Annotated in this window: 15 protein-coding genes; 8 read left to right on the forward strand and 7 right to left on the reverse strand. The window is 64.7% G+C overall.

What is annotated here, in order from left to right; all coding sequences use genetic code 11:
- Both BGP02_RS13550 and BGP02_RS13555 read left to right on the forward strand, forming a co-directional pair.
- Positions 1-617 (forward strand): NAD(P)(+) transhydrogenase (Re/Si-specific) subunit beta (locus tag BGP02_RS13550; RefSeq protein WP_286798708.1); only part of this gene is annotated, 617 nt, incomplete at its 5' end.
- A 106-nt stretch (positions 618-723) separates the two neighbouring features.
- A complete protein-coding gene (locus BGP02_RS13555) occupies positions 724-1,674 on the forward strand; it encodes a LysR family transcriptional regulator (protein ID WP_017232463.1) in 951 nt (316 codons plus the stop codon).
- A gap of 269 nt (positions 1,675-1,943) precedes the next feature.
- Here the strand turns inward: BGP02_RS13555 and BGP02_RS13560 are convergent, their stop codons facing one another.
- Entirely contained in the window at positions 1,944-2,702 is a 759-nt protein-coding gene (locus BGP02_RS13560; protein ID WP_017232462.1) for a 2-keto-4-pentenoate hydratase, read from the reverse strand.
- A 291-nt stretch (positions 2,703-2,993) separates the two neighbouring features.
- Here BGP02_RS13560 and BGP02_RS13565 point away from each other — a divergent pair, with 291 nt between their 5' ends.
- Entirely contained in the window at positions 2,994-3,713 is a 720-nt protein-coding gene (locus tag BGP02_RS13565; RefSeq protein WP_017232461.1) for a GntR family transcriptional regulator, read from the forward strand.
- Positions 3,714-3,785: 72 nt separating this feature from the next.
- Here the strand turns inward: BGP02_RS13565 and BGP02_RS13570 are convergent, their stop codons facing one another.
- Positions 3,786-4,460: a GntR family transcriptional regulator gene (locus BGP02_RS13570; protein WP_039829942.1), complete on the reverse strand. Its 675-nt coding sequence runs from the start codon at positions 4,458-4,460 to the stop codon at positions 3,786-3,788.
- 210 nt (positions 4,461-4,670) lie between these two features.
- On the opposite strand from BGP02_RS13570, the gene BGP02_RS13575 reads away from it, so the two are divergent.
- The 5 genes from BGP02_RS13575 (at position 4,671) to mdtD (ending at position 10,417) form a co-directional block, all read left to right on the forward strand.
- A complete protein-coding gene (locus tag BGP02_RS13575) occupies positions 4,671-5,450 on the forward strand; it encodes an enoyl-CoA hydratase-related protein (RefSeq protein WP_026131685.1) in 780 nt (259 codons plus the stop codon).
- A 1-nt stretch (position 5,451) separates the two neighbouring features.
- Positions 5,452-6,681 carry a CaiB/BaiF CoA transferase family protein gene (locus tag BGP02_RS13580; RefSeq protein ID WP_261938862.1) on the forward strand — a complete coding sequence of 410 codons (1,230 nt, stop codon included), beginning with the start codon at positions 5,452-5,454 and terminating at the stop codon, positions 6,679-6,681.
- 155 nt (positions 6,682-6,836) lie between these two features.
- The gene (locus BGP02_RS13585; protein WP_157211366.1) at positions 6,837-7,004 is read left to right on the forward strand and encodes a hypothetical protein; all 168 of its coding nucleotides are present in this window, start codon (positions 6,837-6,839) and stop codon (positions 7,002-7,004) included.
- Positions 6,988-8,859: a glycoside hydrolase family 15 protein gene (locus tag BGP02_RS13590; protein ID WP_286798709.1), complete on the forward strand. Its 1,872-nt coding sequence runs from the start codon at positions 6,988-6,990 to the stop codon at positions 8,857-8,859. The genes BGP02_RS13585 and BGP02_RS13590 overlap by 17 nt, the downstream gene beginning before the upstream one ends.
- A 112-nt stretch (positions 8,860-8,971) precedes the next feature.
- Positions 8,972-10,417 (forward strand): multidrug transporter subunit MdtD, encoded by a 1,446-nt coding sequence (gene mdtD / locus BGP02_RS13595; protein ID WP_286798710.1) that lies wholly within the window; start codon positions 8,972-8,974, stop codon positions 10,415-10,417.
- Positions 10,418-10,426: 9 nt separating this feature from the next.
- Here mdtD and BGP02_RS13600 read toward each other — a convergent pair whose 3' ends face one another.
- The 5 genes from BGP02_RS13600 to BGP02_RS13620 all read right to left on the reverse strand — a co-directional run bounded on the left by BGP02_RS13600 (position 10,427) and on the right by BGP02_RS13620 (position 15,468).
- Complete coding sequence (locus BGP02_RS13600; protein ID WP_286798711.1) at positions 10,427-11,686, reverse strand: ABC transporter substrate-binding protein; 1,260 nt, start codon at positions 11,684-11,686, stop codon at positions 10,427-10,429.
- Positions 11,687-11,866: 180 nt separating this feature from the next.
- Positions 11,867-12,541 (reverse strand): PqiC family protein, encoded by a 675-nt coding sequence (locus BGP02_RS13605; protein ID WP_017232454.1) that lies wholly within the window; start codon positions 12,539-12,541, stop codon positions 11,867-11,869.
- Positions 12,538-14,202 carry a PqiB family protein gene (locus BGP02_RS13610; RefSeq protein ID WP_017232453.1) on the reverse strand — a complete coding sequence of 555 codons (1,665 nt, stop codon included), beginning with the start codon at positions 14,200-14,202 and terminating at the stop codon, positions 12,538-12,540. Before BGP02_RS13610 ends, BGP02_RS13605 begins: the two co-directional genes overlap by 4 nt.
- Positions 14,195-14,839, reverse strand: coding sequence for a paraquat-inducible protein A (locus BGP02_RS13615; RefSeq protein ID WP_286798712.1), 645 nt, complete (start codon positions 14,837-14,839; stop codon positions 14,195-14,197). The genes BGP02_RS13610 and BGP02_RS13615 overlap by 8 nt, the downstream gene beginning before the upstream one ends.
- A complete protein-coding gene (locus BGP02_RS13620; protein ID WP_130025404.1) occupies positions 14,836-15,468 on the reverse strand; it encodes a paraquat-inducible protein A in 633 nt (210 codons plus the stop codon). Before BGP02_RS13620 ends, BGP02_RS13615 begins: the two co-directional genes overlap by 4 nt.
- Between the last annotated feature and the right edge of the window lie 127 nt (positions 15,469-15,595).

Below are 15,595 nucleotides of genomic sequence, written 5' to 3' on the forward strand. Positions count from 1 at the left end.
AAGCCATGAATCGCTCGTTTTTCAACGTGCTTCTCGGCGGCTTTGGTGCCCAGGCGGGGGCGGGGGGCGCAGTGGGAGATCAACCGCAGCGGCCGGTGAAGTCGGGTTCGCCTGACGACGCCGCATTCCTGATGAGCAACGCCGAATCGCTGGTGATCGTGCCGGGTTACGGTCTGGCTGTCGCCCGCGCGCAGCACGCCCTGAAGGAGTTGACCGACAAGCTCGTCGAGAAGGGCGTGAGTGTACGTTACGCGATCCACCCAGTGGCAGGGCGCATGCCGGGTCATATGAACGTGCTGCTCGCGGAAGCCGAAGTGCCGTACGACCAGGTGCTGGAGATGGACGAGATCAACGGCGAATTCGGTCAGACGGACGTGGTGCTGGTGCTCGGCGCGAACGACGTGGTGAATCCGGCCGCGAAGACCGATCCGACGTCGCCGATTGCCGGCATGCCGATTCTCGAGGCGTACAAGGCCAAGACGATCATCGTCAACAAGCGTTCGATGGCGGCGGGTTATGCCGGGCTGGACAACGACCTGTTCTACCTCGACAAGACCATGATGGTCTTCGGCGACGCGAAGAAAGTGGTCGAAGAGATGGTCAAGGCAGCGGCCTGATCGCCGCGACCGTTTGACTTGCGCAATACGGGGCGCGCCGCCGAGCGCGGCGCGCCGGAGCCACTGCGGTGGTTCGTTCGCTTAATTTTCCGCAGGGCAATCGCACATGAACGTATCGCTGAGACAACTGAAGGTTTTCATGGTCGTGGCGCGCAGCAAGAACTTCAGCCGCGCCGGGGCCGAGATCGGCCTGACACAACCGGCCATCAGCCGGTGCATCAATGAACTGGAAGGACAGCTTGGCCTGCGTCTCGTTGACCGGACCACGCGCGAGGTCGCCCTGACCGACGCCGGTGTGACGCTCGCCGCCAGTCTCGACCGTGTGCTCGACGAACTCGAGATTGCCCTGCTGCAGACGCATGGCGCGGAAGCCCGCACGACCGGAAGGGTGCGCATCGGCGCCGCCCCGACCATCTCGGCCACGCTCATGCCGCGTGTGCTGTTGGCGTCGCAGGCAACGTATCCGGGTGTGGCGCTTGCCCTCGTCGACCAGATGCAGCGCGCCGTTCTGGACAGCGTGCGCGCGGGCGATGTGGACTTCGGCATCGTGGTTGCGCCGCAGGGCGCGGACGACCTCACGACCGAGCACCTGATGAGCGAGCCGTTCTGTCTGGTGTGCCGCAGCGATCATCCGCTGGCCACGCAGGCGGCCGTGCACTGGTCGGAGCTCTCAGGCGAAAATCTGGTGCTGCTCAATCAGAGTTCGGGCAGTCGTCCGCTCATCGATCGCGCGCTCACCACGCAAAAGGTGCAGGGAACGATCACGCAGGAGCTGGGGCATGTGAGCACCATCTTCCGCATGGTGCAGGAGGGGCTGGGAGTGAGCGTGCTGCCGCCGCTCGCGTTGCCGTTGCCGGAGAACTCCACGTTGGCCGTGCGTCCGCTGTTGCCCGCGTTCGAGCGCAACATCGTGCTCGTGCGGCGCAAGAACCGTTCGCTCTCGCCCGTTGCGCATACAGTGTGGGACCTGATTCACCGTGTCGTTCGCGAGCGCAACAAGAGCTTTGCGCTGGCGATGGACCGCCAGAGCGCTGCTTCCACGACGGCTGTCAACTGAATCTCTGAGTCGAATCAACGGCTTGCGTTCTCTCATCAAGGACTTGTCCACAGACTTGAACACAAAATCTGTGGATAAATCGTAGGCGCTCGCAGGCAGTTTGCCTGCGGGGAGCGCCTCCTGATCCGTTCGGTCGAAAACGCCATACCGATCAAGCGCTTGGCAACCGCGCCTCATTCGTTGTCCACAACGTTGTGAACAAAAACTGTGGATAAGTCGCGGCTTGACCGAAGGGCACACTCACGGCGACCCCGGGCGATCGACCACCCTTACTTCAGCGTAACGGACGCCTCGCCGATCCCGTCGATCGTGCCGCGCAGTACGCCTGCACCGCGCGCGGGAAGCATGCCCACATAAGAGCCACAGGTGATCACGGCGCCCGCGTGCATCGTGATGCCGCGCTTGCCGTTGTGATTCACGAGCCACGTGAGCAAGGTGCGCGGATCGCCCCCCGTGTTGAATCCCGTGTCCGCCGGCGCGATGTTCACCCCATCGAGCGAGAACGTAAGCTTCGGCGCCAGGTAGTCGAGCGACGCATCGTAGGCGCGCCCGCTCCCGATCACGAGCGCACCGTTGTTCTGCAAGTCGGCCAACGTGAATCGACTGTCGAGACCGCTCGTCGCGAAACGGCTGTCGGTGATCTCGATCGTCACGAGCGTTTCGCCAACAAACATGAGCGCCTCACGCTCGTCGTAAATCCCCGGTTTGATATCGCGGGCCAGTCGGAACGCGATCTCCAACTCCAGTCCTGGCCGGAAGAAGTCACCCAACGCCAGCGTGCCGCACGCGTCGCTCACGACGGAGGCGGGAATCGGCGCGCAATTCGGCAGATCCATCGGCGTTTTCGCCCCCACTTTCCACGCTGCGATCGTCTCGCCGAGCAAATCGAGGGTGCGCAATTGCACGGCGTAGGCGGCGTCGAAGTCCACCGGCAGCAGCGCCGGGGCGGGGGAGGCGATCGGCGTATCGCCGCGACGGGTGTCGGCCAGCAACTGGGCCAGCGATTCGACGGCGGGGGTCTCGAACATCTTGTAAGTCTCCTGGGAAAAAAGCGATGCCCCAGCGATGCGCTGGAGGCAAGTGGCTCCACATCGTATACAAAATTCAGTCGTCGTTGCGCAGTGCGGTGAACATGACGCCTACTCGGTGAAAACACCACCTAACGTAGTCAAAATCCTGGGGATCTGCGAGAATCGGACTTCGTAATATTTCGTAATATTTCGCGCGATGTGGCAGCGGGGACGCTCGCCATGGCTTGCGAAAGTGCAGTGCGTGCAGTCGATGACCTTCTTCTCCAAGCGAACGACCTGGCCAAGCCTATGCACTCTGTGACCCTGAACGTCCTGCGTGACCCTGTCATTCATCCGCCGGACGGCGAGACGGCGGCGCCCATCAGCCGGCAGGCGCTGCATCTTGCCGTGATGGACCGCCTGCGCAAGATGATGATCGAAGGCACCCTGCCGCCGGGCGCGCATCTGAACGAGCGCGCCCTGTGCGAGCAACTCGGTGTGTCGCGCACGCCGCTGCGCGAGGCGCTCAAGATGCTGGCCGTCGAGCGGCTGATCGAACTGCTGCCGAATCGCGGCGCGCGTGTCGTGACGTTGTCGGCCAGCGATATCGCCGATGCCTTCGAACTGCTCAGCGGCCTCGAAGCGCTGGCTGGCGAATTGGCTTGCGAGCGCATCACGTCCGCGGAAATCGACGATATCCAGGCGTTGCACAGCGAAATGATGACGTGTCACGCGAACGGCGACCTTCCCGGCTATTTCGACTGCAATCAGCGGATTCACGATCGTATCAATGCGGCGGCGCGTAATCCCGCCCTCACGCAAATGTACCAATCGGTCAATCAACGGCTGCAGGCGCTGCGATTCCGCTCCAATCTGCATGCCGGCAAATGGGAGCAAGCCGTCGACGAGCATGTTGCGATGCTGCGCGCCCTGCATGCGCGCGACGGTGCCGCGCTTGGCCGACTATTGCGTGGGCATCTGATGGCCAAGTGTGCCACCGTGCTCGCCCATCGACTCGCCGCCGCGTGACACGCCGGCGCGGCGCAGGCGTCGGAATGCGCTGGCGTGTTCACACGCTCACACATTCATGCGTTCACAGGCTCACGCCGCGCGCCCCAGACTCACCAATCCTTCGTTGAGCATGGCGGCGACATAGGCGTCGGTCTTGCTGCGCAGGTGCGCTTCCATCAGCGTGCGCAGTCGCTTGCCATCGCGTCGGCGTAGCAGCGCGAGCATTTCCGCATGTTCATCGACGGCCTGACGCCAGCGCTCGGGCGTTGGCGTCAATCGCTCGCGTACATACCGCAGGCGTGCGTTGAGATTGTGGAAATACTCGGCCAGCGGCCCGTTGTCCGCCATGCGCAGAATGCTCAGGTGAATCTGCTGATTCAGGGCGAAGTAGGCGGCGTGATCGGCGCGGGCGTAAGCCGATTCCATGTCGGCTTGCAGTTGCGTGAGGGCGTCAAGATCGGCCTCCGACGCTTTTTCGCACGCCTGCTCGCCCGAGAGTCCTTCGAGGACTGCCATCACTGCGAGCAGATTCACGACTTCGTCGACACTCACACGCGCCACGCGTGCCCGGCGCGTTTCCGAGATTTCCACCAACCCTTCGTTCGCCAGTCGCTTGAGCGCTTCACGCAGCGGCGTGCGCGAGACAGCCAGCGCGTCGCATAGCGCGCGTTCCGAGAGGGGCGCGCCGGGACGAAGCTCGCCGCGCACGATGCGCGCCTTGAGGGCTTCGTAAGCGGCGGCGTTCAGCGAGGCGGACGTGCTCATGCGCAATGATCGGGAAAATGGAATGCCAATTTTGATGGGGATGTCATCCGTCGTCAATCGAGAATGCGCGCTTTTTCCACGTTAACCCTGAATTTTGCGATTGCCGCTTGCCAATCCCATCTCGAAGATCTTATCGTTTACAAAAAATTGGTATACCAAAAAGAAAGGCTGGCCGACATCGGGTGCGTGCTGGCGTTGGAAGGAGGCTATGTGACATCCACCGTTCTGACCGAGCGAGACGGCGCCATCGCGCGGGTCACGCTCAATCGTCCTGAGAAGCTCAACGCGTTGACCAAGTCGATGTGGCAGGCGTTGGGGGACACAATCCTCACGTTGTCCGAAACGCCCGACGTGCGCTGTATCGTGCTGCGAGGGGCGGGCGAGAAGTCCTTCGCGCCGGGCAACGACATTGCGGAGTTCGAGACCGATCGCGCCAACGTCGAGCAGGCAAGAACGTATGGCGCGCTCATGCACCGTACGCTCGACGCCTTGTCCCGATGCCCTGTGCCGCTCGTCGCGATGATTCACGGCATTTGCGTCGGCGGCGGCATGGAGATCGCGGCGGCGTGCGACGTGCGCATCTGCGGCGAAACGAGCCGTTTCGGGGCGCCGATCAACAAGCTGGGCCTGGTGATGGCGCACGCGGAGCTATCGGGCCTGGTCCGTCTGCTCGGTCCCTCGCGCGCGCTCGAGATCTTGCTCGAAGGCCGGATCTTCGATGCGCAGGAGGCGTTGCGCATCGGGCTCGTGACCCGCGTGGTGGCCGACGGCGACGTCACGCGCGAGGCCTTGGAGAGCGCGTCGCGCATCGCTGCCGGCGCGCCGCTGGTGGCACGCTGGCACAAGCGCTTCGTGCGCGAACTGGCCAGCGGCCAGCCGCTCAGCGCCGCGCAGATCGACGAAGGTTTCGCGTGCTTCGGCACGGCCGATTTTCAGACGGGCTATCGCGCCTTCCTCGCGAAGACGCCGCCCGTGTTCGAGGGGCGGTGACATGACCGATACCGTCAAACCGGCCGGCGGGCCGTTGCAGGGTGTCAAGGTGATCGAGCTGTCGCACATCATGTCCGGCCCGGTGTGCGGCATGATGCTGGCCGACATGGGCGCCGACGTCATCAAGGTCGAGAAGATGGACGGCGACGACGCCCGTCGTTTTGCGCCGATCCTCCCGCACGGCGAATCGGCGTCGTTCATGATGCTCAATCGCAACAAGCGTGGCATCGCGCTCAATCTCAAGACGGAGGGCGGCTGCGCGGTGTTGCGCGAGATGCTGGCGAGCGCCGACGTCGTCACCGAAAACTATCGCAAGGGGACGATGGAGAAGCTCGGCCTGGGTTACGAGACCCTGCGCGCAGCCAATCCGGCGCTCATCTATTGCTCGATTTCCGGCTATGGACGCACTGGCCCGTACGCCGACAAAGGCGGCTTCGATCTGATTGCGCAAGGGCTCTCAGGCCTGATGAGCGTGACGGGCGAGCCGGGCCAGGCGCCCATCAAGGCGGGCTCGCCGATTGCGGATATCAACGCGGGCATTCTGGCGGCGCTCGGTATCTCGGCGGCGTACGCGCATCGACTGCGCACGGGGCAAGGACAGATCGTCGACACGTCGCTGCTCGAAGCGGGATTCCAGCAGATGTACTGGGCGGCGGCCAACTTCTTCGCGAGCGGCGAGAATCCGCCGAAGCTTGGCTCGGCGAATCCGACGAGCACCCCCTATCAGGCGTTTCGAACGCAAGACGGGTGGATCAATATCGGCGCGGCCAATCAGGCGAACTACGAACGGTTGCTGCAGGTGCTCGACGCCCCCGAGATCGCCGGTGATCCGCGTTTCGCCACCAACGCCGGGCGCACGGCGCACCGTGCCGAACTCGTCGAGCGCCTCACGGCGTACCTGATGCGCGACACCACCGAGCGCTGGGTCGAACGGCTCGACGCCGTGGGCTTGCCGGTCGGCCCGGTGTTGCCGATCTCCGAAGCGGTGACGCACCCGCAGATCGTAGCGCGCGAGATGGTGGTGGAAACCGTGCACCCGCTGGACGGCCCGACACGGAGCATCGGTCTGCCGATCCGCTTTTCCGAGACGCCGAAACGCACGGGTGGTCCCGCGCCGCGGCTTGGCGAACACACGTGCGAGGTGTTGATGGAGTATGGCTTCGACACGACGCGGATTCGCGACTTGATCGCGCAGGGGGCGGTGCATGCGCTGGAGGACCGGCACGCGTGAGTGCATGACGTACGCCGACCGTCGGCGATGCGGATTCTCCGCGTGTTGACGCGCAGCGCAGAACTTCCCTCCCGGTGGCCGGTCGGTTTTAGACTGGCGCATGACAGGCCACCGATCAATCCGACCCGACGCCCAACGTCGACAGGAGGGAGCGCATGACTTCTGGCAGTATCTCCGACAATCGTCTCGGCCCGTCGCCGGCCCGATGGTCGCGTCTTGACCACGCGCGTAACATAGGGCTTCACTCGCTTGCGCTCCATCGTCTGCCGATGGGCGCGCTGTTCCTCTTCCCTTCGCGAGGTGAGCATGCCGGCACGTATTGAAGATTACGCAATGATTGGCGACTGCCGAAGCGCTGCGCTCGTCGCGCGCGATGGCTCGATCGACTGGCTCTGCTGGCCGTATTTCGATTCGCCCGCGTGTTTCGCGGCGCTGCTTGGCGGCCCGGAGCATGGCCGATGGAAGCTCGCCCCCGACGATCCTCGCGTGACCTGTACGCGTCGTTATCACGACGACACGCTGATTCTCGAGACCCGCTTCGAGACGGTGGAGGGCTGCGTCGCCGTGATCGACTTCATGCCGTTGCGCGACGGCGCGGCCGACCTTGTGCGGCTGGTCAAGGGCATCCACGGAACGGTGACCATGTCGATGGAGTTGATCCTGCGCTTCGACTATGGGGCGTCGGTGCCGTGGTCGCGTCCGCTCGACGGCGACGATCCCACCGGGCCGGGGATGCGTCTCATCGCGGGACCCGACAAGGTCGTGGTGCGCACGCCCATCGAGATTCAGGATGTGCCGGGCAGTCTGCGCGCGCGCTTCGATGTGACGGCCGGTGACACCGTGCCGTTCGTGCTTTCGCGCGTGCCGTCGCATCACGCCGATCCGCGCGAGATCGATCCGCTCGCCGCCCTCGCCGATACCGAGCGCTACTGGCGCACCTGGGCTCACCGCTGCCAGCTCGACGGCCGCTGGGCCGATGCGATTCGCCGCTCGCTCATCGTGCTCAAGGCGCTCACGTTCGTGCCGACGGGCGGCGTGGTGGCCGCGCCGACGACGTCGTTGCCCGAACAGCTTGGCGGCGAGCGCAACTGGGACTATCGCTATTGCTGGTTGCGCGACGCCACGCTCACCTTGCAGGCGCTCATGCTCGGGGGCTACTACACCGAAGCGAACGACTGGAGCGATTGGCTGGTGCGCGCCGTGGCCGGTGCGCCGTCGCAGGTGCAGATCATGTACGGACTCTCGGGCGAGCGGCGTTTGCCCGAGTGGGAGGTCGATTGGCTGCCCGGCTATGAAGGGGCGAAGCCCGTGCGCGTGGGCAATGGCGCGGTCGGGCAGTTGCAGCTCGACGTGTATGGCGAAGTGATGGACGCGTTGCATCAGGCGCGTCTGGGCGGATTGACGCCGGACGAGGCCACGTGGGAGGTGCAGACGAAGCTTGTGGCGCATCTCGAGACGGTGTGGCGCAAGCCGGACGAGGGCATCTGGGAAGTGCGCGGCGGACGCCAGCACTTCACCTACTCGAAGGTCATGGCCTGGGTCGCGTTCGATCGGGCGATCAAGTCGGCCGAGCGCTTCGGCCTGCCGGGGCCGATCGATCACTGGCGCGACTTGTGCAAGGAGATTCATGCGGACGTCTGCGCGCACGGCTTCGACACGACGCGCAATGCGTTCATGCAGGCCTATGGTTCCGCGGAGATGGATGCGAGCGTGCTGATGATTCCGCTCGTGGGCTTCCTGCCGGCGAACGATCCGCGCGTCATAGGCACCATCGAGGCGGTCGAGCGAGACCTCATGCACGGCGGGCTGGTGCAACGCTATCGCACGAGCCGGGTCGACGACGGCCTGCCGGCGGGCGAGGGCGCGTTTCTCGCCTGCAGCTTCTGGATGGTCGATTGCCTGGTGATGATCGGCCGTCAGCGCGACGCCCGTGCCCTGTTCGAGCGGTTGCTGTCGTTGCGCAACGACGTCGGTCTGCTGGCCGAGGAGTACGACACGCATCATGCGCGTCAGGTCGGCAACTTCCCGCAGGCGTTTTCGCACATCGCGCTCGTGCATGCGGCCATCCGACTCGAAGCGCTTGCCGATGACGACCGCGCGGATAATTCGGCAGACGAACAAAATACCGATGACGAGGATCGGTTTGAACATGTGGGGTATCGCGCGATCGGGGTTTGAGGTGGAGCGCGCGGCGCAACAGGGTCGGCCCGCCTGAAGCGGGCTAGAATTCTGCTTTCGCTTAATTCTTTTGAGGGACGGGGTTGACCGCCGCGTCTCGCCACCACGCCGCATGACGCAAGACAAAACACTCACCGCGCTGCTGTGGATCGTAGCGGCGGGCTTTTTCATGCAGGCGCTCGATACGACCATCGTCAATACGGCGCTGCCCGCGATGGCGGCGAGCCTGGGCGAGAACCCGCTGCGCATGCAGCCCGTGGTGGTCGCCTACTCGCTGACGATGGCCATGCTCACCCCGGCGTCGGGTTGGCTGGCCGACCGGTTCGGCACGCGCCGCGTCTATTTCGTTGCGATTTTGCTGTTCGTGATCGGTTCTATCTGCTGTGCGATGGCGCACACGATGACGCAACTGGTGCTCGCGCGCGTGTTGCAGGGGGCGGGGGGCTCGATGCTCTTGCCGATCGGGCGTCTCGCGGTGCTGCGCACCTTCCCGGCGGGGCAATATCTGGCGGCGCTCGCGTTCGTGTCGATTGCCGGGCAGGTCGGGCCGATGATCGGCCCTGTGCTGGGCGGCTGGCTGGTGCAGGTTGCCTCATGGCATTGGATTTTCCTGATCAATGTGCCGATCGGCATCGTCGGCAGCTTGGCGGTACGGCGCTACTTGCCGCCTCCGGCGCGTGACGAGGTCATCGACGCCGGCTTTGACTGGGCGGGTTTCGCGCTGCTCTCGATGGCGATGGTGTCGTTCACACTGGCGCTGGATCATCCGTTCTCCGACCGGGGATGGGGGGTGTCCGTCGGGCTGGCGCTGCTTTGCGTCGTCACGACGCTGGGATATTGGCCTTATGCCCGGCGTCGCGCCGCGCCGTTGTTCCCGCTCGAACTCTTCGCGACGCGGAGTTTCCGCCTCGGGCTGCTGGGCAATCTCGTCGCGCGGATTGGCAGTAGCGCCGTGCCTTTCCTTTTGCCGTTGCTGCTTCAGGTGGCCATGGGGTATAGCCCGCTTGCGTCGGGACTGATGATGTTGCCGGTTGCACTGGCGGGCGTGGTGGTCAAGCGGATGGTGACGCCGCTGGTGGCGCGCTTCGGCTACACGCGTTTTCTGATGGTCAACACGGCGGTGGTCGGCGGTGCGATCGCGAGCTTCGCGCTGTTCGGGCCGGGGTGGCCGATGTGGCTAGGGTTGGGGCAACTGGCGATCTTCGGCGGCGCGAACTCGATGCAGTTCGCCGCGATGAACAGTGTCACCCTGAAGGATCTTGGCACGCGCCGCGCGAGCGCGGGCAATGGCCTGTTCTCGATGGCGCAGATGCTTGCGTTGGGACTGGGCGTGACCATCGGCGGCCAGTTGTTGGCACTGTTCGGTCAATTGGCCGGGCAGGCAGGCGAGGGCGGAATGGGCGGTACGGTGGCGGGGTTTCGACTGACGTTCGTATGTGTCGGGCTGATTACGCTCGCGTCGGCGATCATTTTCCGCCGCGTGGAGGATCCCGCGGCAGGGGGCGCCCAAGGCGGCAGCGAGACGCGACCCGCGTCTGCCACCGATCTCAGGCGCTGAGCGCGCGGGTTACCGTTTTACCAGGGCACACTTCGAATCGGCCAACGGGGCGAACGCCTTGTCGGCCGGAATCGTCTCCAGGATCTTGTACAGATCCCACGCCGACTTCGATTCGGCCGGCGTCTTGACCTGCACCAGCAGCATGTCGTGCACCAGCTTGCCATCGGCGCGAATGTGTCCGTTGCGGATCACCGGGTCGTCGATCTTCATCGACTTGAGCTTGGCCATGACGGTGTCGGCGTCGTCGGTGCCCGCCGCCCGAATCGCCTTCAGGTAATTGAAAACGGCGGAATAGACGGCGGCCTGCATCATGGTCGGCATCTTCTTGTGCTGCGCGAAGAAGCGCTGGGCGAAGGCGCGCGAGCGGTCGTCCTGGTCCCAATAGAAGCCGTTCGTGAGGATCATGCCCTGCGCGTTCTTCAGGCCCATGCCGTGCACTTCAGTGATCAAGGACAACAGTGGCGTGAAGACCTGCTTGCCGCCCTGGATCATGTTGAACTGCGACGCCTGCTTGACGGTGTTGAGCGTGTCCGTGCCCGAATTCGCCAGCGCGATCACCTGCGCTCCGGACGTCTGCGCGCGCAGCAGGTACGACGACATATCGGGCGAGTTCACCGGATGCTTCACCGAACCCACGACCTTGCCGCCCTGGCGCGTGAGAATCTCGCTGGCGTCCTTCTCCAGCGCCTGACCGAACGCGTAGTCGGCGGTGATGAAGTACCACGACTTGAGGCCTCGGCGAAGCAACGCCTGCGACGTGGAATTCGCGAGCGCGTACGTGTCGTACATCCATTGCACGCTGTGCGCTGTGCATTGTTCATTACTGATGGCCGACGAACCCGCGCCGGTCACCAGCGCGATCTTCTTCTTTTCCTCGGCGATGCGATCGACGGCGAGCGCGACGTTCGAGAATGTCAGGTCGGTGATCATGTCGACTTTGTCGCGGTCGTACCACTCGCGGGCGATCGTGGCGCCGGTGTCGGTCTTGCCCTGAGAGTCGGCCGAGATCAATTCGATCGGCGCGCCGAGCACCTTGTGATCGTGCGCGAAGTCGTCGATCGCCATGGTGGCGGCGACCACGCTGCCTTTGCCAGCATTGTCGCTCGACACACCGGACAGATCGGTGAGCACACCGATCTTCACGACGCCGTCCGAAATGCCTCCGCCGGCCGCGGGTTGGGCGGCGCAGACAACGGGGCCCAGCGCGGTAAGGGTGAACGAAGCGGCAACGGCAATCGCGCGGCGCAAGTGGCCGGTGAGGCTGGGCATGGGGTGTCTCCAATGTTCGCGTGATGACGCCCCGCCGTCGGACGACAGGGGTCGTTAGGTCTCGAACATATTAAACATCCCGTAATTGCTTGCGCAATCCGTAATCGCGTTGGCGCGTATCGGGATTTCCCTGGGGTTTCGCCTGCCCGGGAGACGGCGTATGCAAGGCGGCAACGGCCTTCAGCGCTCGCAGTGCGGCGTGGCGCCCTGCGCGCTGGTGGCAATGGCGTTGCCGATGCCCAATGCCAGCCGGTCGACGAGCCGGCGTTGCGCCGCGACCACGTCATCGATGCCACCCGTGCTACCCGACGCCGTCTCCGTGCCGGCGAAGCGGCAAGTGAGCACGACGTCGCCCGGTACCCGGCGAATGCTCCACACGGCGGCGAGTGCGGCCTGCTCGCCCGGCACCGACTCGAAACGCTGTACCGACGTCGAGACGCGGTACACGGTCAGACCATCGGCGCGGGGCAGGCCATACACGTCCATCGCGCCGAGATGTTGCGTGAGCTTGCGCGAGATCGTCGACGTCAGTTCGGTCTTGAGCGGCGCGGCCCAGCGCGATTCCTCCAGAATGTCGACGCGACCGCCGCCGCGCGTGACGACGATCTGCGGCCGGTCGACCTGCTCAGGCACGGCGACCGGCGAGACTTCGACCGCATAGCGCGCCGCCGGCACGTTGGCGCCACTCGTGGCGGCGCTGCCCGCGGGCGTTCCCGTGTCGTCGGTCAGGGTGTAGAAGCGCGACGGCGGCGATGCACAGCCGGCGAGCACCAGGGTCAGCGCGGCGAGCACGGCGCGGGCCATCGGCGTCGCGCAGCGGCGCGGGCTACGGGTCATGTCAGGCGGGCTCGTCATGGTTGCGGATCCTTGGGTTTGCCGCGCAGCAGCGCCTCGGGATGCTGCTGCAGATAATCGGCCAGCGTGCCCAGCGAGCGCAAGGTCTTCGTCAGTTCCTGCATGGCCTGACGAACATCCTGCTGTACTGGGGCGTCTTCGGAGAGGGTGCGCTCGGCGGCGCCGAAGCTCTTCTTCGCCTCGCTGAGCGTGGCCTTCGCCTCGGGCGCGATCTCGCCGTCGAGCTGGCGGAACAGGCCCTGCGCGCTGTCGAGCGTCTTGTCGAGCTTGCGCAGTGACGAATCGAGATTCTGACCAATGCTGTCGAACGGAATCTTGTCGAGCTTGGTCGCGATGTCGGCAATCTGGAGCTGCAACTGGTCGAGCGTGTTGGGCACCGTCGGCATGACGACAACGTTGTCGACTTCCTCGGCACGGGCGGGCTTGGCGTTCGGGAAGAAGTCGAGTGCCACGTACAACTGGCCCGTCAGCAGATTGCCGGTGCGCAACTGACCGCGCAGACCGCGCGCCACTAGCGAATTCAGAATCTGGCGGCTGGCAAGTTCGTCCGGCGGCAGGTTGTTCTTCGGATCGCGGCGGCGCAGACGGTCCGGATAGACCTCGACCGTCACCGGCATGTTGATCTGCTTGGTCGCCTGGTCGAATTCCACGCCGATCGACGTGACTTCACCGAGCGTGATGCCGCGGAAATCCACCGGTGCGCCCACTGCCAGACCGCGCAGCGACTGCTGGAAGCGGAACACGACCGTCATCGGATGTGTGTCGGGGGCCTTCATGGCGGTGGTTTCATCAGGGGCCAGGCGGAATTCCTGCCCAGCCTTGGCCATCACGCCGGCGCCCGACTCGTTCGGTGCCTGGAAGGCGATGCCGCCGATGACCACCGACGCCAGCGATTGCGTATTGACCTGAAAGCCGCTCGAATCGAGCCGCAAATCGATGCCGCTCGCATGCCAGAAGCGCGTGTTGGAGCCGACATACTGGTCATAGGGGGCCTGGACGAACACGCGCAGCGTGACGCCCTTGCCATCCGGATCGAGCGAGTAGGCTTCGACCTGACCGACCTGAATGCGACGGTAATAGATCGGCGAGCCGATGTCGAGCGAGCCGATGTCGGCCGCATGCAGCACGAAGGGCTTGCCCGGCTGGCCGCTGGAGACGACCGGCGGCACTTCGAGGCCCACGAAATGCTCCGACGATTCCTTCGACTTGCCGGCGTCGGCGCCGATATAGGCGCCCGAGAGCAGCGTCGACAGACCCGAGACGCTGCCGCCGGCCACGCGCGGTCGCACCACCCACCAACGCGAATCCTTGACCGCGAACCGCTTGGCGTTCTGCGTGAGGTCGACGGTCACGCGCACGTGCGACAGGTCGTCGGACAGCTCGATGTTCTTGACGGTGCCGATATCGACTTCCTTGTACTTGACCTTCGTCTTCCCGGCTTCGAGGCCTTCGGCCGTCTTGAAGTCGATGACGACGCTGGGGCCCCGCTCGATGATCGCCTTGGCGACGAGCGACAGGCCGATCACGGCGGCCACCAGCGGAATGAGCCAGACGAGCGACGGCGCCCAGCGTTTGCGCGGCTCGATGACCGGCGTGGGCAGCTCGCCGGCGCCGGGCGGCGGCGCGGCGTTGGGGGCTTGCGGATCTTTCGGGTCAGTCATGATCGTCCTGTTCGGTATCGTCGTCGCGGATCTGATCCCAGATCAACCGCGGGTCGAACTGCATCGAGGCGAGCATCGTGAGCACGACCACCGCGCCGAACGCCACGATGCCGGGACCGGCCTGGATCACGGCCAGCGACTGAATGTTCACGAGCGCGACCATCAGCGCGACGACGAAGACATCGAGCATCGACCAGCGGCCGATAAACTCGATCATGTGGTAAAGCTTGGTGCGTTGATGCGGGTTCCAACGGGCGCCGCGCTGCGCGGTGAGGCATAGCAGCGACAGCGCAATGAGCTTGAGCATCGGCACGAGAATGCTCGCCGTAAAGACGACGATGGCCAGATCGTACTCGCCGCTGACCCAGAAATAGATCACCCCGCTCATGATCGTGTCGCTGGAATTCCCGAGCAGCGAGCGCGTCTGCATCATGGGCAGGACGTTGGCGGGAATGTACAGGATCGCGGCGGCGATCAGCAAGGCCCAGGTGCGCGTGAGGCTGTCGATCTTGCGTTGATGCAGGGCCGCGCCGCAGCGCGGGCAGCGCGCGGTCTCGAGCGAGCTAACGTGGCGCGAGAGCCGTCCGCACGCCGTGCACGCGACCAGTCCGGCGTCTTTGGCGGTGAGGTATTTCATCGTGGCACCGTGCGCGATGGCGAGGCGTCGGGCGCGTCCGCATCCGGTGTGTGGTCGATCACGAGCCAGAGATTGCGCAGGTCGTAAGACAACACCATCGCCAGCAATACCGTGAGCGCCCCGAAGGCCCATAACGCGATGCCGGGCAACACGCTGGCCATGGACGAGAGTTTGACCACAGAGACCAGCACGCCCAGCATGAACACTTCGATCATGCCCCAGGGGCGGCAGAACTCGATGGCGCGCATCACGTGAAAGACGGCGTACGGCCGTCGCCCGACCGAGAGCGGGCCGATCAGATGGACCAGTGCGAGCAATTGCGACAGGGGTGAGAGCACCGTTGTGGTGAAGACCAGCAAGGCGACGAGCCACATGCCTTCGCGATACAGCGCCCAGGCGGCGCCGATGAGCGTGGTGCGCGTGTAGATGCCCTGCACCTCGATCTCGACGATGGGAAACGCGTTCGCGATGGCGAACACGATCAGGCAAGTCAGCGTGAGCGCCAGCACGCGCGACAGGCGCAGGTCGGGGGCGCGGTAAAGCACCGAGTGACAGCGCACGCAGCGGGCCGCCTCTCGCGGGGGCACGTCCGTGCGACGGTGCAGCGTGTCGCAGTTGGGACATGCCATCAGGTTTGTCACGTCATCTTCAGGGGGCAAGGGGTTCATTCCCGGGGACGGTGACCAAAGTGACGCTCAGAATACCAAATTGTTGAGGAAGTTCCTGCATTGTGCGCTGCGGCGCAACATTCGGCAT

The sequence above is a fragment of the Pandoraea sp. 64-18 genome (assembly GCF_001899225.1).
Taxonomy (GTDB): domain Bacteria; phylum Pseudomonadota; class Gammaproteobacteria; order Burkholderiales; family Burkholderiaceae; genus Pandoraea; species Pandoraea cepalis.

Coding starts and splice junctions, on each gene's coding strand:
- BGP02_RS13555 (WP_017232463.1), top strand. CDS start 724: ATGAACGTATCGCTGAGACAACTGAAGGTTTTCATGGTCGTGGCGCGC.
- BGP02_RS13560 (WP_017232462.1), bottom strand. CDS start 2,702: ATGTTCGAGACCCCCGCCGTCGAATCGCTGGCCCAGTTGCTGGCCGAC.
- BGP02_RS13565 (WP_017232461.1), top strand. CDS start 2,994: ATGCACTCTGTGACCCTGAACGTCCTGCGTGACCCTGTCATTCATCCG.
- BGP02_RS13570 (WP_039829942.1), bottom strand. CDS start 4,460: ATGAGCACGTCCGCCTCGCTGAACGCCGCCGCTTACGAAGCCCTCAAG.
- BGP02_RS13580 (WP_261938862.1), top strand. CDS start 5,452: ATGACCGATACCGTCAAACCGGCCGGCGGGCCGTTGCAGGGTGTCAAG.
- BGP02_RS13585 (WP_157211366.1), top strand. CDS start 6,837: ATGACTTCTGGCAGTATCTCCGACAATCGTCTCGGCCCGTCGCCGGCC.
- BGP02_RS13590 (WP_286798709.1), top strand. CDS start 6,988: ATGCCGGCACGTATTGAAGATTACGCAATGATTGGCGACTGCCGAAGC.
- mdtD (WP_286798710.1), top strand. CDS start 8,972: ATGACGCAAGACAAAACACTCACCGCGCTGCTGTGGATCGTAGCGGCG.
- BGP02_RS13600 (WP_286798711.1), bottom strand. CDS start 11,686: ATGCCCAGCCTCACCGGCCACTTGCGCCGCGCGATTGCCGTTGCCGCT.
- BGP02_RS13605 (WP_017232454.1), bottom strand. CDS start 12,541: ATGACGAGCCCGCCTGACATGACCCGTAGCCCGCGCCGCTGCGCGACG.
- BGP02_RS13610 (WP_017232453.1), bottom strand. CDS start 14,202: ATGACTGACCCGAAAGATCCGCAAGCCCCCAACGCCGCGCCGCCGCCC.
- BGP02_RS13615 (WP_286798712.1), bottom strand. CDS start 14,839: ATGAAATACCTCACCGCCAAAGACGCCGGACTGGTCGCGTGCACGGCG.
- BGP02_RS13620 (WP_130025404.1), bottom strand. CDS start 15,468: ATGGCATGTCCCAACTGCGACACGCTGCACCGTCGCACGGACGTGCCC.